This is a genomic window from Pseudomonas sp. QS1027, from assembly GCF_002814235.1.
Lineage (GTDB): Bacteria > Pseudomonadota > Gammaproteobacteria > Pseudomonadales > Pseudomonadaceae > Aquipseudomonas.
Genome location: NZ_PHSU01000040.1, coordinates 64,892 through 84,841 on the forward strand (window position 1 = coordinate 64,892; position 19,950 = coordinate 84,841).

Below are 19,950 nucleotides of genomic sequence, written 5' to 3' on the forward strand. Positions count from 1 at the left end.
CTCACAAACGGATGGACAGGCCATCGGCCAGGGATTGTCGATAGGCACGCCATGCCGGCACGCTGCCCATCAACAGGGCGGCGACGAGGATACCGCCGAGCAGCGTCCATTCATATTCGCTCGGCCAGGACAGCGGCAGGTACAGCCCGTAATTCGACTGCACATAACCCTGGGCCAGGGCGATGCACAGGTACAGCAAGCCGACCCCGGCCACCACCCCGGACAACGCCAGGGCAAAGGCTTCCAGTATCAGCAGGCTGGCGATATGCCAAGGCCGCGCGCCCACCGAACGCAGGATCGCCATCTCCCGGCGACGCTCGTTGAGGCTGGTGAGGATCGCCGTGAGCATGCCGATCAAACCGGTCAGCACCACGAACAGTGACACCACGAACAGCGCCTTTTCCGCCGTGCCCATCAGGCTCCACAGCTCCTGCAAGGCCACGCCCGGGAGGATTGCCAGCATCGGCTCGCCACGGAACTCGTTGATCTCCCGTTGCAGGGCGAAGGTCGAAACCTTGTTGTTCAGGCCGAGCATAAAGGCGGTGATGGCTTGCGGCGTCAGGTCCATGTTGCGGGCCTGATCGGCGCTGATGCGCCCGGCGCCGTGGGCCGGTACGCCGTCGTGCCAGTCGATGTGGATCGCCTCCATGCCGCCGAGGCTGATATGCAGCGTGCGGTCCACCGGCGTGCCGGTGCGCTTGAGGATGCCGACCACGGTGAAGGGCTTGTCGTCATGCTTGACCAGGCTGATGGCGGCCACGCCATGGGCCAGCACCAGCTTGTCGCCGAGCTTGTAGTGCAGCGCGTCGGCCACTTCGGCGCCGAGTACCACTTCGAACGGATCGGTGGCGAACGGGCGGCCCTCGGCCAGTTGCAGGTTCTGCTGGTGGCCGTACTGGTAATGCTCGAAATAGGCTTCGCTGGTGCCCAGTACGCGATAGCCTCGATGGGAGTCGCCGAGGGACATGGGGATCGCCCACTTCACTTTCGGGTTGTTGGCGAAGTGCTCGAAGCTGTCCCAGCGGATGTTGTTGGTGGCGTTGCCGATGCGAAACACCGAGTACAGCAGCAGGTTCACCGAGCCCGAGCGGGCGCCGACGATCAGGTCGGTGCCACTGATGGTGCTGGCGAAGCTGGCGCGGGCTTCGGTGCGCACGCGCTCCACGGCCAGCAGCAGGCAGACCGACAGGGCGATGGCGAAGGCCGTGAGCAGGGCGGTGAAGCGGCGGTTGGCCAGGCTGGCCAGGGCCAGACGAAACAGATACATCTCAGACCTCCGCGGGCGTGGCCGCGCGATTCAATTCGGACAGCGACAGGTGACGGTCGAACAGCGGGGCCAGGCTCTGGTCATGGCTGACGAACAGCAGGCTGGAACCGGCTTCGCGGCATTCGGCGAACAGCAGTCGGATAAAGGCTTCGCGGGCATCGTAGTCGAGCGCCGAAGTCGGCTCGTCGGCGATCACCAGCTCCGGTTGGCCGATTAGCGCGCGGGCGGCGGCGACCCGTTGTTGCTGGCCGATGGACAGCGAGTCGGCACGGCGTTCGAGCAGGGCCGGGTCGCTCAGGCCGAGGTGGGCGAGCAGGGTCGCGGCGGCCTGGTCGGCACTGCCGTGGCGCTGGATCGCGCGGCTGGCACGCAGTTTGGAAAAATGGCAAGGCAGCTCGACGTTCTCGCGTACCGAGAGGAACGGCAACAGGTTGAACTGCTGGAAAATATAACCGGTGTGGTCGACACGAAAACGGTCGCGGGCACCGGCGCCCAGTTCGGTGAGCTCCTGGCCGAGCAGGCGGATGCTGCCGCGGCTGGGTTTCTGCACGCCGCCGAGCAGGCCGAGCAAGGTGGTCTTGCCGCTGCCGCTGGGGCCTTTGAGGAACAGCGTTTCGCCCGGTTCCAGGCGGAACGCCGGGATGTCCAGCAACTGCGGATGCCCGGGCCAGTTGAAGCCCAGGTCGGACAGTTCGATAAGTGCTTGGGTCATAAAGGCCGATTCACAGGTGGTGTGCTCTTGCAGGAGCCGGCTTGCTGGCGATTCAGACGCCGTGGTATTTCAGGCCGACCGCGTTATCGTTCATCGCTGGCAAGCCGGCTCCCGCAAGGATTGAGATGGATCAGAACTTCAGGGTGGCAGCCTCTGGCGTGACGTCAACCCCTTGTTGGCCGCTGCCGGAAATCAACTGCACCTGGATCTTGTGAGTTGCCGGGAAAGTCTTGAACACCTGGCCCAGGTCCAGGGTCTTCAGCGCGGCCGGAGTGGCGCAGGTGAATTGGTAATGAGCGTGGATCTCGCTGTGATCGTGATGATGCTCGGCCACGGCGGGCTGGGTGCCGGCGGCGGCTTCAGGGGCGTGATCGTCGTCATCATCGTCATCGGCATCTTCAGGTGCCGGATCGCCGAACAGCGGGCTTTCCAGTTCCTGGTTGGCCACTACGCAGCCAGCGGCTTTCGGCAGGTTGAACAGCTCCAGCGGCTTGTCCAGCAAGGCGCGCACGGCGGCGACCTTGGCCTTGTCGGCGTCGGTGGTGGCCGGGTGTTCGAAGCCCACCAGGTTCATCGCCGGGCTTTGCAGTTCCAGTTCCAGGGTCTGCCCGTCCAGCGCGGCGTTCAGCCGACCAACGCCATGCTCGTGGGCGCCGAGGCTGCCATGTTCGTGGGCTTCATGGGCCTGGGCGGCAACCAGCGGGAGCAGGGCAAAAGGCAGGGCGAGCAGCAGGTGGCGCATGGCGTTTCTCCAGGAACGGCAACAAGGGTATTTTGTTATGTGATCTTATAACAATTTATGTCTTGTTCGGCCACTGGCTTGGCGTCTCGAGTGACGCGTGGGAGCATGGGCGCCTGCAATCGCGAGGTGAACATCATGGTGCGAATTCGAGGCACCATCGGCCAATGGCCGGTGGATTTGACGGTTGAGCTGGATGATAGCGACTGGGCGCGTTTGGGCGCGCAGTTTCAGGTGAGTGTGCCGGCAGATGCGGGCGCTGCGGTGGTGGCAAGGCCGGTGAGCCAGGACGATGCGTTGTGGCAGACGGCCAGGGACCTGGTGCGCCAGGCCGGACAGATCGACGGGCCGCAGTTGCTGGGACAGTTGGAAGCGTTGGCGGGGAGCACGGCGGCGGCCAAGCGCTTGTTGGTGCGCTTGCGCCATTGCAGCGAGATCAAGGTGGTGAGCGGGACGGATTCGCCGCTTTACAGCTGGGCCGAGGCCTGAGGGCGGAACCCTGACCCCATATACGACACCCATCCTGTAGGAGCCGGCTTGCTGGCGATGCAGGCACCGCGGTAAATCAGACAGACCGCGTCATCGTTCATCGCCAGCAAGGTCTTTAGTACAACGCGGCAAACAACCGGCGACGGTAGGTGGTCACCAGCGGATGGTCATTGCCCAGCAGATCGAACACCTGCAACAAGGTCTTGTGCGGCAGCCCTTCGCTGTAGCCGCGATTGCGGGTAAACAGCTTGAGCAAACCCTCCAGTGCCGCTTCGTACTGCTGGCGCGACAGTTGTTGTACCGCCAACTGATAGGCTGCTTCGTCATCCTGCGGGTTTTGCGCCAGGCGCGCTTTCAAGTCAGCGACCTCCGGCAGGTCGGCCGCCTGACGCAAGAACGTCAGCTGCGCCTTGGCCCCGGCCAGCGCGGCCTTGTGCTCGTCGCTCTTCACCGCGTCCAGCACCGCCTGGGCTTCGTCCAACTCGCCACGCTCGGCCAGGCAACGGCCATAAAGGATCAGTGCCTTGGCGTTGCTGTTGTCTTCGCCCAGCAGTTCCTTCAGGACCGCTTCGGCATCACCGATCCGACCTTCGGCAAACAGCGCTTCGGCCTGCTCAAGAGGATCGGCGGCCGGTGGCGGTGGCATCTGCACATGGGGTTCGAGCAGTTTGCGCACCGCCGATTCCGGCTGGGCACCGGCGAAACCGTCCACTGGCTGGCCGTCCTTGAACAGCACCACGGTCGGCAGGCTACGGATGCCAAAGCGGGCGACGATATCCTGCTCGGCATCGCAGTCGACCTTGGCCAGCAGCAGTTCGCCCTGATAGCTCTCGGCGATCTGTTGCAGCATCGGCATCAACGCCTTGCAGGGCGCGCACCACTCGGCCCAGAAGTCCACCAGCACCGGCTTGTGGAACGAATTCTCGATCACCGATTGGTCGAAATCAGCGGTAGTGGCGTCGAAGATGTAAGGGGTGGGCTGAGTCATCGGAATCTCGGAAAACGGGGAATGGAACCACTATAAAGCTTGGGCGGGATGGCCGAAAGCAGCCTGACGCTGAGCATGGTAAAGGCTGACATGGCGAAACTCCTCTGGCTCCGCCAGGTCCGGCAGTGTGAAGGCTTCGAGCATTTCCAGGCGGCGATACAGCGGATGACGGAAATCCCTAACCCGCGAATCCGCCACCAAGGCCTCCTGGCCGCGACTGAGGAACTGGTCGAGCAGCGGCAGGTTTTCCCGGTCATAGAGCACATCGGCCACCAGGATCAGATCGAAACGATCGCTCTCGGCAAAGAAGTCCTCGCTGTAGCTCAGTTCCACGCCATTGAGCGCGGCATTCGCCCGGCAGGCTGCCAGCGCCAGCGGGTCGAGATCGCAGGCCACCACTTCCAGCGCCCCGGCCCGGGCCGCGGCAATCGCCGCCACGCCGGAGCCAGCACCGAAATCCAGCACCCGCTTGCCTGCCACCCAGTGCGGGTTTTCCGCCAGGTAGCGGGCCATGGCCAGGCCGCTGGCCCAGCAGAAACTCCAATAAGGCGGTTCATGCAGGATTCGCCGGGTTTCTTCCGGGGTAAAGGCGCGATCCATGTTGTGCGCGTCGATCAGCCACAACTGCAGCGCGGTCCCCGGTAATTCACAGGCCACCAGTTGCGCATCGCCGAGCAACTCGCTCAAGGAACGTTGCAGGTCCGGCGGTGCACTCATGGCGCGGTAAAAAATTGCAGCTGGCCCAGGGCCTGGGTGGTCGGCTCGGTGATCCTTCGCGATGGCAGATGCAGGATCAATTGCCCGGACTGGCTGGCCCGCCCGCGCAATTCCACGCGGCTGCCCACCGGGAACACTTCCGGGTTGAAGCGCAGGCGGAACGGCAGGACCTGCCCGGTGCCGTTGATCTTGCTGCTGGCCAGCAATTGCTGCGGACGGCCGCGCTCGTCGATCACCAACAGTGCCAGTTCCACTTCCGCGTTCTTCGGCACGCCCTGCAAGGTACCGCTCAATTCACGCTGAAAAGCGGGCAGCGGGCCGAGCTCTTCATAGGGACTGACCGGTTTGCTCGTCTGCTGTTGGGCCGGTGCCGCCGGGACGGGCTTGGGCGGCGGGCTGCCGCAGGCGGCCAGGAGGCCGGCGAGGCTGAGCAAAACAAGCGGTCGTACTGACATGAACGGCTCCAACTGAAGACGAAATCCGATGTATCTATGTGGATAAAAGGTAGTCGGGCGACTGTATACCGCAAACCCTATGGCTTGTCTTGCCACGGGGATGCGCTACCATGGCCCTCCCATTTTTTGTTGCCTGCCACCATGCACTGTCCCTTCTGCGGTGCCAACGACACCAAAGTCATCGACTCGCGTCTGGTCGCCGAGGGCGAGCAGGTGCGCCGCCGGCGCGAATGCCTGGCCTGCGGTGAACGTTTTACCACCTTCGAGACCGCCGAACTGGTCCTCCCGCGCCTGATCAAGCAGGACGGCAGCCGCCAACCCTTCGACGAAGAAAAACTCCGCGCCGGCATGCAGCGCGCGCTGGAAAAGCGCCCGGTCAGTGTCGAACGCCTGGAAGCCGCGCTGGTGCATATCAAGCACAAGCTGCGGGCCACCGGCGAGCGCGAGGTCAAGTCGCTGGTCGTCGGTGAACTGGTGATGGCCGAGTTACAGAAACTCGACGAAGTCGCCTATATCCGTTTCGCGTCGGTCTATCGCCGCTTCCAGGATCTCAACGAGTTCCGCGAAGAGATCGACCGCCTTGCCCGCGAGCCCGCCAAAGAATGAGCCTTTCGACCGAGCAGGCCGTCCTCGATGCCCACTACATGGCCCGTGCCCTGGAGCTGGCCCGCAAGGGCCGTTACTCGACCCACCCGAACCCACGGGTCGGTTGTGTGATCGTGCAGGCGGGGGTGGTGGTTGGCGAAGGCTGGCACGTGCGCGCCGGCGAGCCCCATGCCGAGGTGCATGCCTTGCGCGAGGCGGGCGAAAACGCTCGTGGTGCCACGGCCTACGTGACCCTGGAGCCGTGCAGCCACTTCGGCCGTACGCCGCCGTGTGCCGACGCCCTGGTCAAGGCCGGCGTGGCGCGGGTGGTCGCGGCCATGCAGGACCCCAACCCGGAAGTCGCCGGACGCGGCCTCAAACGCCTGGCCGATGCCGGTATCGCCGTACACAGCGGTGTGCTGGAGGGTGAAGCGCGGGCGCTGAACCAGGGCTTCCTCAAGCGCATGGAACACGGTGTGCCGTTCGTGCGGGTCAAGTTGGCGATGAGCCTGGACGGGCGCACCGCCATGGCCAGCGGCGAAAGCCAGTGGATCACCGGCCCTGAGGCCCGTTCCGCGGTGCAGCGTTTGCGGGCCCAGGCCAGCGTGGTGCTGACCGGCGCCGACAGCGTGCTGGCGGACCATGCGCGGATGACCGTGCGCCCCGCCGAGCTGGGCCTCGATCCCGAACTGACCGCCCTGGCCGAACGCCGTCCACCCCTGCGGGTGTTGATCGACGGTCGCCTGCGGGTACCGCTGGACGCCGCGTTCTTCACGGCGGGTCCGGCGCTGGTGGTGACCTGCACCCCAGGCGCCGCCGAACGCTATCAGGCCCTGGGCCATGAATTGCTGGAAGTCCCCGGCGCCGAAGGTCACGTCGACCTGCGCCGCCTGCTCACCGAACTGGCTGCCCGTGGCATCAACGAAGTGCTGGTGGAAGCCGGCCCGCGTCTGGCGGGGGCCTTTGCCCGGCAGGGTCTGGTGGACGAATACCAATTGTTTGTCGCCGGTCAGTTCCTCGGCTCCACGGCGCGCCCATTGTTGGACTGGCCGTTGGACCGGATGAACCAGGCACCGCGGCTGAAAATCACCGAAATGCGCGCTGTCGGCAGTGACTGGCGAGTCACCGCAATACCTGATCCCGCACCCGGCGTATAATTTTTGGCTTGCGCCACGCGCGGGCCTGTTCTCGAGGAGGACTTCATGTTTACCGGCATTATCGAATCCATCGGCAGTATCCGTGCCCTGAACCCCAAGGGCGGCGACGTCCGCGTCTACGTGGAAACCGGCAAGCTGGACCTGGCCGACGTCAAGCTCGGCGACAGCATCGCGGTCAACGGCGTCTGCCTGACCGCCGTCGAGCTGCCGGGCGACGGCTTCTGGGCCGACGTCAGCCGTGAAACCCTGGACTGCACCGCCTTCAACCAGTTGAAAGCCGGCAGCCGGGTCAACCTGGAAAAAGCCCTGACCCCGACCACGCGTCTGGGTGGGCACCTGGTCAGCGGCCATGTCGACGGTGTCGGCGAAGTGGTCGCCCGTGAAGAAAACGCCCGGGCCATCCAGTTCCGTATCCGCGCGCCGAAAGACCTGGCCAAGTACATCGCCCACAAGGGCTCGATCACCGTCGACGGCACCAGCCTGACGGTCAACGCCGTGAACGGCGCCGAGTTCGACCTGACCATCGTCCCGCACACCCTGGCCGAAACCATCATGGCCGACTACCGTCCAGGCCGTCAGGTCAACCTCGAAGTCGACCTGCTGGCCCGTTACCTGGAGCGCCTGCTGCTGGGCGACAAGGCCGCGGAGCCGTCGAGCGGCGGCATTACCGAAAGTTTCCTGGCCGCCAACGGCTACCTCAAATCCTGACACTCAAATTTTGAAAGAAGGAGGGTGCCGCGTGGCGCTCAACACGATTGAAGAACTGGTCGAAGACATTCGCCAGGGCAAGATGGTCATCCTCATGGATGACGAAGACCGCGAGAACGAAGGCGACCTGATCATGGCCGCCGAATGCTGCAAGGCCGAGCACATCAACTTCATGGCCAAGCACGCCCGTGGCCTGATCTGCATGCCGATGAGCCGCGAGCGTTGCGAACTGCTCAAGCTGCCGCTGATGGCGCCGCGCAACGGTTCCGGCTTCGGCACCAAATTCACCGTGTCGATCGAAGCCAGCGAAGGGGTGACCACCGGCATCTCCGCCGCTGACCGCGCCCGCACCGTGCAAGCGGCCGCGGCCAAGGACGCCAAGGCTGAAGACATCGTCAGCCCCGGTCATATCTTCCCGCTGATGGCTCAGCCCGGCGGCACCCTGGCCCGCGCCGGTCACACCGAAGCCGCCTGCGACCTGGCGCGCATGGCCGGTTTCGAGCCAAGTGGCGTGATCTGCGAAGTGATGAACGACGACGGCACCATGTCCCGTCGCGCCGAACTGGAAACCTTCGCCGCCGAACACAATATCAAGATCGGCACCATCGCCGACCTGATTCACTACCGGATGATCCACGAACGTACCGTTCAGCGGATTGCCGAGCAGCCACTGGACAGCGAACTGGGTCATTTCAACCTGGTGACCTATCGTGATTCGGTGGAAGGCGATGTGCACATGGCCCTGACCCTGGGCAGCTTCTGCGCCGAAGAGCCGACCCTGGTGCGGGTGCACAACATGGACCCGCTGCGCGACCTGCTGATGGTCAAGCAACCCGGGCGCTGGAGCCTGCGCGCCGCCATGGCCGCGGTGGCCGAGGCCGGCAGCGGCGTGGTGCTGTTGCTCGGTCACCCGCTGGACGGCGACGTCCTGCTGGCGCATATCCGCGAGACCGCCGAGCAGGTGCCGGCGAAAAAACCGACCACCTACAGCATCGTCGGGGCCGGTTCGCAGATCCTGCGGGACCTGGGCGTACGAAAAATGCGCCTGATGAGTGCGCCGATGAAGTTCAATGCGATATCCGGTTTCGACCTGGAAGTAGTAGAATACGTGCCCTCCGAATAAAGACTGGCTGTTCGCGGCCCTTGATTCGCGGTTCAAATATCCCTGAGGGGCGCGTACTAGGCGCGCCCCGGCTCTTTAAGAGAATTGTCGAATGACCCTGAAGACCATCGAAGGTACCTTCATCGCCCCCAAAGGCCGCTACGCCCTGGTGGTCGGCCGCTTCAACAGCTTCGTTGTCGAAAGCCTGGTGAGCGGCGCGGTTGACGCCCTGGTTCGCCACGGTGTCAGCGAAAGCGACATCACTATCATCCGCGCACCGGGTGCCTTCGAAATCCCGCTGGTGGCGCAGAAAGTCGCCCAGAAAGGTGATTTCTCGGCGATCATCGCCCTTGGCGCGGTCATTCGTGGCGGTACTCCGCACTTCGAATACGTGGCTGGCGAATGCACCAAGGGCCTGGCCCAGGTCTCCATGGAATTCGGCGTACCGGTGGCCTTCGGCGTGCTGACCGTTGATTCCATCGAACAAGCCATCGAACGTTCCGGCACCAAAGCCGGCAACAAAGGCGCCGAAGCCGCCCTTTCCGCCCTGGAAATGGTCAGCTTGCTGGCGCAATTGGAGGCTGTGTGATTAGCGACGAAAGCGATCGTTTCAACCCGCGCGATCCGAAGCCTGAAGGCTCCGGCAAGCCCTCCAAAAGCGTCAAGCGTCGCGAAGCCCGTCAGCTCGCGACCCAGGCCCTGTACCAGTGGCACATGGCCAAGCAGTCGCTGAACGAGATCGAAGCGCAGTTCCGGGTCGACAACGATTTCAGCGATGTCGATGGCGCCTACTTCCGTGAAATCCTCCACGGCGTTCCGCAGTTCAAGAGCGAGATCGACACCGTTCTCAAGCCGTGCCTGGACATCGAGATCGAAGAGCTGGACCCGGTTGAACTGGCGGTGTTGCGCCTGTCCACCTGGGAACTGCTCAAGCGCGTCGACGTGCCGTACCGCGTGGTGATCAACGAAGGGATCGAACTGGCCAAGGTCTACGGTTCCACCGACGGTCACAAGTTCGTCAACGGCGTGCTCGACAAACTGGCGCCGCGCCTGCGTGAAGCTGAAGTGAAGGCGTTCAAGCGCTGATCCGCGCTTGACCTTTGCATGGGCGAGTTCGAGCTGATCCGCAATTTCTTCGCCGCCGCGCCCTGTGCGCAGGCCGGCGAGGGCGTTGCCCTGGGCATCGGCGACGACTGCGCCCTGCTGAGCGTCCCCGCCGGGGAACAACTGGCGATTTCCACCGACACCCTGGTGGCCGGTGTGCACTTCGCCGACCCCTGCGATCCTTTCCTGCTCGGCCAGCGCGCGCTGGCTGTTGCCGCCAGTGACCTGGCTGCCATGGGCGCCACGCCCCTGGCCTTTACCCTGGCCCTGACCTTGCCGCATAACGATGCCGGCTGGTTGCAGGCTTTCGCCCGTGGTTTGAACCTGATGGCGCAACACTGCGACTTGCGCCTGGTGGGCGGCGACACCACCCGTGGGCCGCTGTGCCTGACGCTGACGGTGTTCGGCCGTGTGCCGACGGGCCAGGCACTGACCCGCAGCGGCGCGCAAGTCGGCGACCTGCTGTGTGTCGGCGGCGAGTTGGGCAATGCAGCCGGAGCCTTGCCGCTGGTGCTGGGGCAGCGTACGGCGGAGCCGGCAATTGCCGAGCCGCTGTTGGACCACTACTGGTCGCCCAAGCCGCAACTGGCCCTGGGTCAGTTCTTGCGCAACAAGGCGACCTCGGCACTGGATATCTCCGACGGGTTATTGGCCGATTGCGGACATATCGCGGCGGCATCCTCCGTCAGATTGCAGGTGAAGCGCGACGCGTTGCCCTTGTCTTCGGCGCTGCTTGGTTTTCTCGGCCAGGACGGCGCCCGCGAGGCGGCCCTCAGCGGTGGTGATGACTATGTCCTGGCCTTCACCCTGCCGCCCGCCGAGTTGCCCGGGTTGCTGGCGGCGCACCCATCGGTCCGGGTGATCGGGCAGGTGCTGGCCGGGCAGGGCGTGGTCCTGGTGGACAGCGCCGGCCGCGATATCACGCCGGTGCGCCGTGGTTACCAACATTTTCCGGAGACACCGTGACAGATCATCCCAAGCAGGTCCCGGCCGAGTTCGTGCCGCCGTCGGTGTGGCGCAATCCCTGGCATTTCCTGGCCTTCGGCTTCGGTTCCGGCACCTTGCCCAAGGCGCCGGGCACCTGGGGTTCGCTGGTTGCGCTACCCTTTATACCGTTATGGCAGATGTTGCCCGACTGGGGCTACTGGCTGATGCTTGGCGTCACCATGCTGTTCGGCTTCTGGCTGTGCGGCAAGGTCGCCAACGATCTGCGGGTACACGACCACGAAGGCATCGTCTGGGACGAGATGGTCGGGATGTGGATCACCCTCTGGCTGGTGCCGGACGGTTGGTACTGGTTGCTGGCGGGTTTCTTGCTGTTCCGCTTCTTCGATATCCTCAAGCCCTGGCCGATCCGCTGGATCGACCGGCATGTCCATGGCGGCGTCGGCATCATGCTCGACGACGTACTGGCCGGGGTTTTCGCCTGGCTGGCCATGCAAGGGCTGGTGCACCTCTTTACCTGAGGATTCAGGCATGTCTGGCTGTCGGTTGTGGCTCGTGTTGCTCTGTCTGTGGGCGGGTGGCGTTGTAGGCAATGTCGTTCAGGCGCGGGAAGAAACGTCCTCGCCTGGGCTGATCCACCTCGCCAGCGAGGAGTGGGTCGACTACACCGGTGCCGACGGCCGTGGCCTGGCCTGGGATCTTATGCGCGAGATCTTCGAGCCCAAGGGCGTCAAGGTGCTGATCAGTACCGAGCCCTACGTTCGGGCCATCGGACTGGTGCAGCGTGGGGAGGCGGACGCCTGGGTCGCGGCTTATCGGCGCGAGGTGAAGGGCGCTCTTTATCCGCGCTGGCATTTCGACGTCGATCACCTCTATGCCCTGGGACTGGCGAGCAATCCACAGCCGACCCTGGAAACCCTGGGTGTTTATCGCCTGGCGTGGATGCGTGGCTACAAATACCAGGATTACCTGCCCAACGTCCGTCACTACAACGAAATCGTGCGGCGCGACGGTGTCTTGTCGATGCTGGCCCACAGTCGTGCCGACTATTACATCGATGCGTTGTCCGAGGTCAACGAGGTACTGGGGCATGCCGCGCACCCCGAAATGTTCCTGCGTAGCCATTTGCTCGACCTGCCGCTGTACCTGGGGTTCGCCGACAATGCGCGAGGGCGCTCACTGATGGCCCTGTATGACCAGCGTATGGAAGAACTGGTCAAAAGTGGTGAGTTGCGGAGCATTTTCGAGCACTGGAAGCAGCCGTATCCGTTCGACGCCATGCCGCTGCCGGTGACGACGAATCAAACTTATTGATAGTTATCATGGATAATTCAGCCTAAGCGTCTGTAGGAACCTACTGTTACAATGCGACCTCTGCGAATTTCCAGTCCTCATACTGATCAGGAGCACACGGTGCCCGTCGTTTTCGTCGCTGCTTCCAAACTGCCAACCCCCTTTGCGACCTTCACCATGAATGGCTTTCTCGAAGAAGCCACCGGTCGTGAACACGTCGTGCTGACCCTGGGGGACGTGGCGGATGGCGCACCGGTTCTTGGCCGTGTGCATTCCGAATGCCTGACCGGCGATGCCTTGTTCAGCCAGCGCTGCGATTGCGGCTCCCAGCTGGAGGCGGCCCTGCGGGCCATTGCCCTCGAAGGTCGTGGCATTTTGCTGTACCTGCGCCAGGAAGGGCGCGGCATCGGCCTGATGAACAAGATCCGTGCCTATGAGTTGCAGGACGGTGGCGCCGACACGGTCGAGGCCAACGAGCGCCTGGGCTTTGCCGCCGACCAGCGTGACTATTCCATCTGCCGGCCGATGCTCGAACACCTGGGCATCCAGTCCCTGCGCCTGATGACCAACAACCCGCGCAAGGTCAAGGCCTTGACCGAGATGGGCATCACCGTGGCCGAGCGTGTGCCGCTGCAAACCGGACAGAACCCCCACAACAAACTCTACCTGGCGACCAAGGCTGGCAAGCTCGGCCATATGATGGGCAACGAGCACCAGAGCGAGGCCGACCCGGCGTGACCCGTGGTCAGGTGAAGCGTCGGCTGTCGGTGGGCTGGTGGAAACAGCTGGTGCTGAGTGTGCTGCCGTTGTTTGTTGCCAACTGGCTTTTCGGTCAGACGGATGCCTTGCTGCCGGTGCTGGCGATGCCGTTTTTCATTGCCGGCGTGGCGTCGATGTTTGTCAGCCTGCGGTTTTTCGGGGCTTACAAGCGCTCGTTGATCACCACACAGGCGGCGCTGGATACACCGGAAGAACCGGCGGCCTGGATCGAACTGGCCAACGTGCGGCGCAAAGCCCTGGTGGCGGCGGCGTTGCCGACCTGGATCGGCACCCTGGCGGTGTTCGTCGGCTTGGAAGCAGTGCCGTTGATGCTGCTGGTGTTGTCCAGCGTGGTGCTGTTCTACCTCTATCGCATTCCGCGTCAACTGGGCTGATGCATCGCTGGATGACGATGAATCTTTCCAGTTTTTAGCGCAAATCCTACCTGCTAGTAAGACGGTTCTGCCGATACACCTCGATGCGGTTTCCTTAAAGTCCTCTTGCTCAAGTCTTGAGCGCTGTCTGTGCGAACGCTCCCTGTTCATGCAGGCAGTCTTCGCTTTGATCAAGAGGAAAGACCATGCGACTCATTATGGCAGGGGCGGCAGTGGCGGTTGCACTCAGTGGTTGTCTGGGTGGGATATCGACGTTGCTCGATTTCGGCAGTCATCCCGTTGTGAGCAAGGCGGCCCAGGGGAGTACCGTCAGCAGGCAGGACATGCTCGCCATACAGAAGCCTTCCCAGATCACGGCGATTCGCGGGGGCACCGCGCAATGCTTTGACTACGATCTGCAAAATGAAAGCGGTAAGCGTGCGGCGCTCTATGTCGGCTTCACGTCAGCGGGCTTCGTCAACGCCTATGGGTTTTCCAGCTGCGCGGATGCCGTTCGCGCAGGCTATCTCGACTCGGACGCAGTGATGAAACGCAATGACTGAGACGGCTTGAGGCCTGACGCTTAGCGTCGTGATCACGGCTGATGCGAAAAGGCTCATGGGGACGATGAGTTGCTTTCAGACAGGGAATGCGGCGTTTTCAATGCCGCATTCCCTGCCTGAACGGAAGGCTTACAGCCCCAGCAGTTTCATCCGCTCGGTGACCGATGCTTCGATCCCCGCTACATCCAACCCGCATTCCGCCAGCATCTGCGCGGGCTTCGCGTGTTCGACGTACACATCCGGCAAGCCCAGGTGCAGCACCGACTTGAGCAGGTTGTCACGCGCCAGGAACTCGCTGACTGCCGCACCGGCACCACCCATGATGGCGTTTTCTTCGATGGTCACCAGCAACTCATGGCTGCCGGCGATCTCGCGTACCAGGGCTTCATCCAGCGGTTTGACGAAACGCATGTCGACCACGGTCGCGTCGAGCTTCTCGGCGACGATCAGCGCTTCGGTCAATTGCACGCCAAACACCAGCAGGGCAACCTTGCTGCCCCGACGGCGAACCACACCCTTGCCGATCTCGATCGGTTCCAGATCCTTCTCGATGGTCGCATTCGGCCCGGTACCGCGTGGGTAACGTACCGCCGCCGGGCCTGGGTACAGGTGGCCGGTGGTCAGCATCTTGCGCAGTTCGTTCTCGTCGCTCGGCGTCATCACCAGCATGCCGGGGATGCAGCGCAGGTACGACAGGTCGAAACTGCCGGCGTGGGTCGGGCCGTCTTCGCCCACCAGGCCGGCGCGGTCGATGGCGAACAGCACGTCGAGGTTCTGCACCGCGACGTCATGCACCAACTGGTCGTAACCGCGTTGCAGGAAGGTGGAGTAGATCGCCACCACCGGCTTGGCGCCTTCGCAGGCCATGCCAGCAGCAAAGGTCACCGCGTGCTGCTCGGCAATCGCCACGTCGAAGTAGCGCAGCGGGAAACGCTCGCTGAAGGCCACCAGATCGGAGCCTTCCTTCATCGCGGGGGTAATGCCCACCAGGCGCGGGTCGGCGGCGGCCATGTCGCACAGCCATTCGCCGAACACGCCGGAGTATTTCGGTCCGCTGGCTTTCTTCGGCGCGGCGGCCGGGGCGTCCAGGGGTTCGAGCTTGGTGATCGCGTGGTAACCGATCGGGTCGACTTCCGCCGGGGCGAAACCCTTGCCCTTCTTGGTCACCACATGCAGGAACTGCGGGCCCTTGAGGTCGCGCATATTGCGCAGGGTGGCGATCAGCGTCGGCAGGTCATGGCCGTCGATCGGGCCGATGTAGTTCCAGCCCAGTTCTTCGAACAGGGTGCCGGGAACCAGCATGCCCTTGGCGTATTCTTCGGTACGACGGGCGATTTCCCAGGCCCCGGGCAGGCGCGACAGCACTTTCTTGCTGCCTTCGCGCATGCTCGCGTAGGTGCGACTGGAGAGAATCTTCGCCAGGTAGTTCGACAGACCGCCGACATTGCGCGAAATCGACATGTCGTTGTCGTTGAGGATCACCAGCATGTTGGCGTCGACTTCCGGCGCGTGGTTCAGCGCCTCGAAGGCCATGCCGGCGGTCAGCGCGCCATCACCGATCACGGCGATGGCCTTGCGATCGCTGTTCTGCAGGCGAGCGGCGATGGCCATGCCCAGGGCGGCGCTGATGGAGGTGCTGGAGTGACCGACGCCAAAGGTGTCGTACTCGCTCTCCGAACGCCGTGGGAAAGCGGCCAGGCCGTCTTTCTGACGCAGGGTGTGCATGCGCTCGCGCCGACCGGTGAGGATCTTGTGCGGATACGCCTGATGACCCACGTCCCACACCAGCCGGTCGTCCGGGGTGTCGAAGACGTAGTGCAACGCGATGGTCAGTTCGATCACGCCGAGGCCGGCACCAAAGTGCCCGCCGGTCTGGCCGACCGAATAGAGCAATTCCAGGCGCAGTTCATCGGCCAGGGTTTCCAGCTCGGCTTCACCTAACCGGCGCAGGCCGGCCGGCGTTTCAGCACGGTCCAGCAGGGGCGTGGTCGGGCGCTTGCGGGGAATCTCATGGAACGTCGTGGGCATCAGGCGAATCGTTATAGGTATAGAAGAGGCGGCAGTTTACCTGATGCATCGCACGCTGCCCACGCAGAGCGTCGAAGTTGGCCGATATGCGGTCTTGAGCGCGGCGTTTGGATCAGCTGCGACGTTCGACGATATAACGGGCCAGCTCGCGCAACGGTTCGGCGCACGCGTCAAACGGTCGCAGGGCATGCAGCGCCTGGTCGCGCAGTTCCAGGGCGTAGGCCTTGGCCGCGTCCAGGCCGAGCAGGGCCGGGTAGGTCGGTTTGTCGCGGGCGATATCGGCGCCCTGGCGTTTGCCGAGGGTGGCGGTGTCGCTTTCCACGTCGAGAATATCGTCCTGCACCTGGAAAGCCAGGCCGATGGCCTGGGCGTAGGTCTGCAGCGAGCGCAATTCGTCTTTCTGCGCCTGGCCGCTGGCCAGGGCGCCGAGCTTGACGCTGGCTTCGATCAGCGCGCCGGTCTTGTGCCGGTGCATGGTTTCCAGGGCTTTCTGGTCGAGCTTGAGGCCCACCGAACCGAGGTCGATGGCCTGGCCGCCGACCATGCCGGCCGGGCCGGCGGCCTGGGCCAGGGTGGTGACCATGGTCAGGCGGATATCGGCGCTCAGGTCGCTCAGGCCCGGATCGAGCAGGGCGCTGAAGGCCAGGCTCTGCAGGCCGTCGCCGGCGAGGATCGCACAGGCTTCGTCGAATGCCTTGTGGGTGGTCGGCTGGCCGCGACGCAGGTCGTCGTCGTCCATGGCCGGCAAATCGTCGTGGACCAGCGAGTAGGCGTGGATCAGCTCCACTGCGCAGGCCGCGCCGTTGGCCTGTTCCGGCTTGCCGCCGAGGGCTTCGCAGGCGGCGTAGGCGAGCAGCGGGCGCACGCGTTTGCCGCCGTTCATCACGCTGTAGCGCATGGCCTCATAGAGGCGGGCGAGTTCGGGGCCGGGGGCGTTGAACAGGGTGTCGAGTGCGGCGTTGACCCGGGCCTGGCTGCTGGCCTGATAGGCTTTGATCATTCTGCTTGTTCCGCGTCGAAGGGCTCTTCGGCCAGTTCGCCGTCGCGCTCCAGGAGGATCTGTACTTTCTGCTCGGCCTGGGCCAGGGCGCCCTGGCAGTCACGGGTCAGGCGGATGCCTTGTTCGAAGGCGGTCAGCGAGTCTTCCAACGACAATTCGCCGTTCTCCAGGCGTTCGACCAGGGTTTGCAGGTCGGCAAGGGATTGCTCGAAGTCCAGGGAAGCTTTTTTGCGGGCCATGGCGGCGATCTCGGTAGGCGTTGAACGGGCGCGACACTAGCAGACAGCGGGTTTAGGGGCAAATGCGAGGGATTGGCAGTCAAGGGGCTGATGTAGGACGCCGTCAACAAAACATCCGGGTGTAGAACCCGTCATCCCGGGGGCACGCGTCCACTGTAGGAGCCGGCTTGCTGGCGATGACGTCCGTACGGACGCCGCATGACTCAAGGGCCTCATCGCCAGCAAGCCGGCTCCTACAGGTTTTGCAGCGTGTTCTGAATCGCTATCGCCTGGGCGATTGTCCCGGTTTATGGCGAGGGGCATCCCGGTTTATCCCGCTAGTCGGCACAAAGTCGTCTCTTTATAGTAGCCCATCGATCAAGGATGAATGATCGACATGGACCTCCCTCTCGTCGCCCCCGATATTCCCCTGCGCTTCTACCCATAAGGCTGTCATCCATGGCGTCTTCTTCCGCTCGTATTCCCGGTTCCGGCGTACTGCTGCTGATCATCCTGGCTTGCCAGTTGATGATCGTGCTCGACGTCACCGTGCTCTATACCGCCTTGCCGCATATTCAAAAGGCCCTGGACCTGTCGCTTCCCGACCTCACCTGGGTGCAGAACGCCTACACCCTGGCCTTCGGCGGCATGATGCTGCTCGGCGCCCGGGCCGGTGACCTGCTGGGCCGGCGCCGGGTGTTCCTGGTGGCGGTAACGGTGTTCACCCTGGCTTCGTTGCTGGGTGGCTTGGCCCAATCAGCCCATGAACTGTTGATCGCCCGGGGCGTGCAGGGCATTGCCGCGGCATTCCTCGCGCCTTCGACCCTGGCGCTGATGATGACCCACTTCCCTCCGGGCCCGCAGCGGCTGCGGGCCATCAGCTTCTACACCGCCGTGTCCGGTGGTGGCGGTGCGCTGGGGCTGGTGCTCGGTGGGGTGTTGACCGATCTGTTGTCCTGGCGCTGGGTGATGTTTATCAACCTGCCGGTGGGCATTGCCCTGCTGGCCCTGGCCTGGCGTTACCTGAAGGAGACCGAGCGACATACCGGCCACTTCGACCTGGCGGGAGCCTTGACCGTCACCTTCGGCATGAGCGCGCTGGTCTATTGCTTCGTCCGGGCCGGTGCCCAGGGGTGGGATGACGCCCTGACCCTCGGCGCACTGGCCTGCGCCCTGGTGTTGCTGAGCCTGTTCGTCTGGATCGAGCGGCGCGCGGAGCAGCCGATCATGCCGCTGCACCTGTTCGCGAGTGCCGAGCGCTCCGGCGCCTATGTCAGCCGCATGCTGTTGGTGGGCGGGATGGTCGGCACCTACTTCTTCCTGATCCAGTATGTGCAGGAAGTGCTGGGCTACACCGCGCTCAAGGCCGGTGAGGCGTTTCTGGCGCTGACCCTGACCCAGTTCGCCATGTCGGTGTACGGCGTGAAGTGGCTGGCGCGCCACATGAGTTCAGCGGTGATGCTGTTCTGCGGGCTGGCGACGGCGTTGGTGGGGATGGCATTGCTGACCGGGTTGGGCTCGGACGTGGCGTACTTTCCGCATCTGATGCTGCCGCTGATCATTCTCGGGATCGGTTGCGGCGCGGCGTTCGTGCCGCTGACCAGCGCCGGGATCGCCGGGGTGGAACCACAGAATGCCGGGGCCGCGTCGGGCTTGGTCAATGTCGCGCACCAGGTCGGTGGTTCCCTGGGTACGGCGGTGATCGTGGCGATTGTCGGTATGGCTGCGCGCTTGTCGCCGGCTCCGGCGGGGCTGGATGCTGACGCCCAGGCGCGGTTTGCCCTGAGCCATGCGCTGTCCGTGGGTGCCACCAGTTCGGCGACGTTTTTCGGGCTGGCGCTGCTGGTGGTGTTCTTCACCTCGCGCCATGCCCGTCGACGGGAGCGCCTTCAGGCGGCTGACGCGGCGTCCTGAAGTCGTTCGGCGCCCGCGTCCAATTTGAGTGCCGACATGGGCTGATGCAGTCGCGATTGTAATAACACGACACAGGTGTATGATTGTCTGAAGGTACGGCATTGCCGTATTTTTTCGCCCATGCATACGATCATTGAAACTGAAGTATTCAAACGTTGCGCAGAGGCCATCTGGAATGACGGCGAACGCCATGAGTTCATTACCTGGATCGCGGGCAACCCGCTGGCAGGTGATGTTGTTCCCGGCAGTGGAGGATTGCGCAAGATTCGCTGGTCTCGTACGGGCACGGGCAAGCAAGGCGGTACGCGGGTTATCTACTACAACAGGCTTGCCGACGGTTGTATCTGGCTGTTGATTGCCTATACGAAGGCCAAATTTGACAACTTGCCTGCCGCGTTTCTGAAGCAATTGAAGGAGGAACTCAGCGATGAGTGATGAACTGGAACAATTCCAGAAGGACTTGCTGGCCTCAGTCCGGCAAATGAAGGCGGGTAAAGCGGCGCGGGTCACCCGGGTGACATTGACCGCAGCTGCCGAGGCTCGGACAAAGGTCGGTTTGTCCCAGAGTGATTTCGCCAAGCTTCTGGGCGTCAGCCTGCGGACTTTGCAGGACTGGGAGCAGGGGCGCCGACAGCCCACGGGTGCGGCGCAAACGCTGCTGCGCGTTGCGAGCCAGCACCCGGAAGCGTTGCGTGATCTTCAAACGGCATGACTCTGAAAACGCTGCTGGGTATCCGCTATAGACCGTCCACCCTGACAGAGTTATCGGAGGCATCGCCTACCTGTTTCTTGTCGCTATAAAAGCTGTGAAGCGATCAGAGAATCTTGCCTGA

25 protein-coding genes are annotated in these 19,950 nt (G+C 63.6%); 16 read left to right on the forward strand and 9 right to left on the reverse strand.

Annotated features, from left to right (window positions below):
- Nucleotide 1: 1 nt before the first annotated feature.
- From CWE01_RS31075 to CWE01_RS31085, 3 genes are all read right to left on the reverse strand, one after another.
- Nucleotides 2–1,267, reverse strand: coding sequence for an ABC transporter permease (locus CWE01_RS31075; RefSeq protein WP_100944381.1), 1,266 nt, complete (start codon nt 1,265–1,267; stop codon nt 2–4).
- 1 nt (nt 1,268) lies between these two features.
- A complete protein-coding gene (locus CWE01_RS31080; RefSeq protein WP_100944382.1) occupies nt 1,269–1,979 on the reverse strand; it encodes an ABC transporter ATP-binding protein in 711 nt (236 codons plus the stop codon).
- Between the two features lie 130 nt (nt 1,980–2,109).
- On the reverse strand, nt 2,110–2,721 hold the full coding sequence (locus tag CWE01_RS31085) for a DUF2796 domain-containing protein (RefSeq protein WP_100944383.1): 612 nt from the start codon (nt 2,719–2,721) through the stop codon (nt 2,110–2,112).
- Nucleotides 2,722–2,856: 135 nt separating this feature from the next.
- On the opposite strand from CWE01_RS31085, the gene CWE01_RS31090 reads away from it, so the two are divergent.
- Complete coding sequence (locus CWE01_RS31090; protein ID WP_100944414.1) at nt 2,857–3,207, forward strand: hypothetical protein; 351 nt, start codon at nt 2,857–2,859, stop codon at nt 3,205–3,207.
- A gap of 115 nt (nt 3,208–3,322) precedes the next feature.
- Here the strand turns inward: CWE01_RS31090 and trxA are convergent, their stop codons facing one another.
- The 3 genes from trxA to CWE01_RS31105 are packed head-to-tail and all read right to left on the reverse strand — an operon-like array spanning nt 3,323 to nt 5,367.
- Nucleotides 3,323–4,195, reverse strand: coding sequence for a thioredoxin (trxA, locus tag CWE01_RS31095; RefSeq protein ID WP_100944384.1), 873 nt, complete (start codon nt 4,193–4,195; stop codon nt 3,323–3,325).
- A 30-nt stretch (nt 4,196–4,225) separates the two neighbouring features.
- Nucleotides 4,226–4,912 (reverse strand): methyltransferase, encoded by a 687-nt coding sequence (locus CWE01_RS31100; protein WP_100944385.1) that lies wholly within the window; start codon nt 4,910–4,912, stop codon nt 4,226–4,228.
- A complete protein-coding gene (locus CWE01_RS31105; protein WP_100944386.1) occupies nt 4,909–5,367 on the reverse strand; it encodes a YbaY family lipoprotein in 459 nt (152 codons plus the stop codon). The genes CWE01_RS31100 and CWE01_RS31105 overlap by 4 nt, the downstream gene beginning before the upstream one ends.
- 141 nt (nt 5,368–5,508) lie before the next feature.
- Between CWE01_RS31105 and nrdR the strand changes: the two genes are divergently transcribed.
- The 12 genes from nrdR to CWE01_RS31165 all read left to right on the forward strand — a co-directional run bounded on the left by nrdR (nt 5,509) and on the right by CWE01_RS31165 (nt 13,957).
- Complete coding sequence (gene nrdR / locus CWE01_RS31110) at nt 5,509–5,973, forward strand: transcriptional regulator NrdR (RefSeq protein ID WP_177095659.1); 465 nt, start codon at nt 5,509–5,511, stop codon at nt 5,971–5,973.
- A complete protein-coding gene (gene ribD, locus CWE01_RS31115; RefSeq protein ID WP_100944388.1) occupies nt 5,970–7,109 on the forward strand; it encodes a bifunctional diaminohydroxyphosphoribosylaminopyrimidine deaminase/5-amino-6-(5-phosphoribosylamino)uracil reductase RibD in 1,140 nt (379 codons plus the stop codon). The genes nrdR and ribD overlap by 4 nt, the downstream gene beginning before the upstream one ends.
- A 45-nt stretch (nt 7,110–7,154) precedes the next feature.
- A complete protein-coding gene (locus CWE01_RS31120; protein WP_100944389.1) occupies nt 7,155–7,817 on the forward strand; it encodes a riboflavin synthase in 663 nt (220 codons plus the stop codon).
- Between the two features lie 31 nt (nt 7,818–7,848).
- Nucleotides 7,849–8,940 (forward strand): bifunctional 3,4-dihydroxy-2-butanone-4-phosphate synthase/GTP cyclohydrolase II, encoded by a 1,092-nt coding sequence (ribBA, locus tag CWE01_RS31125; protein WP_100944390.1) that lies wholly within the window; start codon nt 7,849–7,851, stop codon nt 8,938–8,940.
- A gap of 91 nt (nt 8,941–9,031) precedes the next feature.
- Nucleotides 9,032–9,508 (forward strand): 6,7-dimethyl-8-ribityllumazine synthase, encoded by a 477-nt coding sequence (ribE, locus tag CWE01_RS31130; protein ID WP_040071241.1) that lies wholly within the window; start codon nt 9,032–9,034, stop codon nt 9,506–9,508.
- The gene (gene nusB, locus CWE01_RS31135; protein WP_100944391.1) at nt 9,505–10,005 is read left to right on the forward strand and encodes a transcription antitermination factor NusB; all 501 of its coding nucleotides are present in this window, start codon (nt 9,505–9,507) and stop codon (nt 10,003–10,005) included. Before ribE ends, nusB begins: the two co-directional genes overlap by 4 nt.
- Before the next feature lie 18 nt (nt 10,006–10,023).
- Nucleotides 10,024–10,989 (forward strand): thiamine-phosphate kinase, encoded by a 966-nt coding sequence (gene thiL, locus CWE01_RS31140; protein ID WP_100944392.1) that lies wholly within the window; start codon nt 10,024–10,026, stop codon nt 10,987–10,989.
- Nucleotides 10,986–11,489, forward strand: a complete 504-nt coding sequence (locus tag CWE01_RS31145; protein WP_100944393.1) for a phosphatidylglycerophosphatase A — start codon at nt 10,986–10,988, stop codon at nt 11,487–11,489. Before thiL ends, CWE01_RS31145 begins: the two co-directional genes overlap by 4 nt.
- 10 nt (nt 11,490–11,499) lie before the next feature.
- The gene (locus CWE01_RS31150) at nt 11,500–12,282 is read left to right on the forward strand and encodes an ABC transporter substrate-binding protein (protein WP_100944394.1); all 783 of its coding nucleotides are present in this window, start codon (nt 11,500–11,502) and stop codon (nt 12,280–12,282) included.
- A gap of 99 nt (nt 12,283–12,381) precedes the next feature.
- Nucleotides 12,382–12,999 (forward strand): GTP cyclohydrolase II, encoded by a 618-nt coding sequence (ribA, locus tag CWE01_RS31155; protein WP_177410530.1) that lies wholly within the window; start codon nt 12,382–12,384, stop codon nt 12,997–12,999.
- Nucleotides 12,996–13,415 (forward strand): MFS transporter, encoded by a 420-nt coding sequence (locus tag CWE01_RS31160; protein WP_100944396.1) that lies wholly within the window; start codon nt 12,996–12,998, stop codon nt 13,413–13,415. Before ribA ends, CWE01_RS31160 begins: the two co-directional genes overlap by 4 nt.
- Nucleotides 13,416–13,600: 185 nt before the next feature.
- The gene (locus CWE01_RS31165; RefSeq protein ID WP_100944397.1) at nt 13,601–13,957 is read left to right on the forward strand and encodes a transcriptional regulator; all 357 of its coding nucleotides are present in this window, start codon (nt 13,601–13,603) and stop codon (nt 13,955–13,957) included.
- A gap of 129 nt (nt 13,958–14,086) precedes the next feature.
- On the opposite strand, the gene dxs is transcribed toward CWE01_RS31165, so the two are convergent.
- The 3 genes from dxs to CWE01_RS31180 all read right to left on the reverse strand — a co-directional run bounded on the left by dxs (nt 14,087) and on the right by CWE01_RS31180 (nt 17,224).
- Nucleotides 14,087–15,985 (reverse strand): 1-deoxy-D-xylulose-5-phosphate synthase, encoded by a 1,899-nt coding sequence (gene dxs / locus CWE01_RS31170; RefSeq protein WP_100944398.1) that lies wholly within the window; start codon nt 15,983–15,985, stop codon nt 14,087–14,089.
- A gap of 112 nt (nt 15,986–16,097) precedes the next feature.
- Nucleotides 16,098–16,985, reverse strand: coding sequence for a (2E,6E)-farnesyl diphosphate synthase (gene ispA / locus CWE01_RS31175; protein WP_100944399.1), 888 nt, complete (start codon nt 16,983–16,985; stop codon nt 16,098–16,100).
- Nucleotides 16,982–17,224 (reverse strand): exodeoxyribonuclease VII small subunit, encoded by a 243-nt coding sequence (locus tag CWE01_RS31180; protein WP_100944400.1) that lies wholly within the window; start codon nt 17,222–17,224, stop codon nt 16,982–16,984. Before CWE01_RS31180 ends, ispA begins: the two co-directional genes overlap by 4 nt.
- Before the next feature lie 438 nt (nt 17,225–17,662).
- On the opposite strand from CWE01_RS31180, the gene CWE01_RS31185 reads away from it, so the two are divergent.
- The 3 genes from CWE01_RS31185 to CWE01_RS31195 all read left to right on the forward strand — a co-directional run bounded on the left by CWE01_RS31185 (nt 17,663) and on the right by CWE01_RS31195 (nt 19,829).
- Nucleotides 17,663–19,117 (forward strand): MFS transporter, encoded by a 1,455-nt coding sequence (locus tag CWE01_RS31185; protein WP_157815310.1) that lies wholly within the window; start codon nt 17,663–17,665, stop codon nt 19,115–19,117.
- A gap of 120 nt (nt 19,118–19,237) precedes the next feature.
- Nucleotides 19,238–19,552, forward strand: a complete 315-nt coding sequence (locus tag CWE01_RS31190) for a transcriptional regulator (RefSeq protein ID WP_100944402.1) — start codon at nt 19,238–19,240, stop codon at nt 19,550–19,552.
- Nucleotides 19,545–19,829 (forward strand): DNA-binding transcriptional regulator, encoded by a 285-nt coding sequence (locus tag CWE01_RS31195; RefSeq protein ID WP_100944403.1) that lies wholly within the window; start codon nt 19,545–19,547, stop codon nt 19,827–19,829. The genes CWE01_RS31190 and CWE01_RS31195 overlap by 8 nt, the downstream gene beginning before the upstream one ends.
- The last annotated feature ends 121 nt before the right edge of the window (nt 19,830–19,950 follow it).

Excerpts from the sequence above, each read along its gene's own strand:
- CWE01_RS31075 (WP_100944381.1), bottom strand. The coding sequence starts at position 1,267 with ATGTATCTGTTTCGTCTGGCCCTGGCCAGCCTGGCCAACCGCCGCTTC.
- CWE01_RS31080 (WP_100944382.1), bottom strand. The coding sequence starts at position 1,979 with ATGACCCAAGCACTTATCGAACTGTCCGACCTGGGCTTCAACTGGCCC.
- CWE01_RS31085 (WP_100944383.1), bottom strand. The coding sequence starts at position 2,721 with ATGCGCCACCTGCTGCTCGCCCTGCCTTTTGCCCTGCTCCCGCTGGTT.
- CWE01_RS31090 (WP_100944414.1), top strand. The coding sequence starts at position 2,857 with ATGGTGCGAATTCGAGGCACCATCGGCCAATGGCCGGTGGATTTGACG.
- trxA (WP_100944384.1), bottom strand. The coding sequence starts at position 4,195 with ATGACTCAGCCCACCCCTTACATCTTCGACGCCACTACCGCTGATTTC.
- CWE01_RS31100 (WP_100944385.1), bottom strand. The coding sequence starts at position 4,912 with ATGAGTGCACCGCCGGACCTGCAACGTTCCTTGAGCGAGTTGCTCGGC.
- CWE01_RS31105 (WP_100944386.1), bottom strand. The coding sequence starts at position 5,367 with ATGTCAGTACGACCGCTTGTTTTGCTCAGCCTCGCCGGCCTCCTGGCC.
- nrdR (WP_177095659.1), top strand. The coding sequence starts at position 5,509 with ATGCACTGTCCCTTCTGCGGTGCCAACGACACCAAAGTCATCGACTCG.
- ribD (WP_100944388.1), top strand. The coding sequence starts at position 5,970 with ATGAGCCTTTCGACCGAGCAGGCCGTCCTCGATGCCCACTACATGGCC.
- CWE01_RS31120 (WP_100944389.1), top strand. The coding sequence starts at position 7,155 with ATGTTTACCGGCATTATCGAATCCATCGGCAGTATCCGTGCCCTGAAC.
- ribE (WP_040071241.1), top strand. The coding sequence starts at position 9,032 with ATGACCCTGAAGACCATCGAAGGTACCTTCATCGCCCCCAAAGGCCGC.
- thiL (WP_100944392.1), top strand. The coding sequence starts at position 10,024 with ATGGGCGAGTTCGAGCTGATCCGCAATTTCTTCGCCGCCGCGCCCTGT.
- CWE01_RS31150 (WP_100944394.1), top strand. The coding sequence starts at position 11,500 with ATGTCTGGCTGTCGGTTGTGGCTCGTGTTGCTCTGTCTGTGGGCGGGT.
- CWE01_RS31165 (WP_100944397.1), top strand. The coding sequence starts at position 13,601 with ATGCGACTCATTATGGCAGGGGCGGCAGTGGCGGTTGCACTCAGTGGT.
- dxs (WP_100944398.1), bottom strand. The coding sequence starts at position 15,985 with ATGCCCACGACGTTCCATGAGATTCCCCGCAAGCGCCCGACCACGCCC.
- ispA (WP_100944399.1), bottom strand. The coding sequence starts at position 16,985 with ATGATCAAAGCCTATCAGGCCAGCAGCCAGGCCCGGGTCAACGCCGCA.
- CWE01_RS31180 (WP_100944400.1), bottom strand. The coding sequence starts at position 17,224 with ATGGCCCGCAAAAAAGCTTCCCTGGACTTCGAGCAATCCCTTGCCGAC.
- CWE01_RS31185 (WP_157815310.1), top strand. The coding sequence starts at position 17,663 with ATGGCGTCTTCTTCCGCTCGTATTCCCGGTTCCGGCGTACTGCTGCTG.
- CWE01_RS31190 (WP_100944402.1), top strand. The coding sequence starts at position 19,238 with ATGCATACGATCATTGAAACTGAAGTATTCAAACGTTGCGCAGAGGCC.
- CWE01_RS31195 (WP_100944403.1), top strand. The coding sequence starts at position 19,545 with ATGAGTGATGAACTGGAACAATTCCAGAAGGACTTGCTGGCCTCAGTC.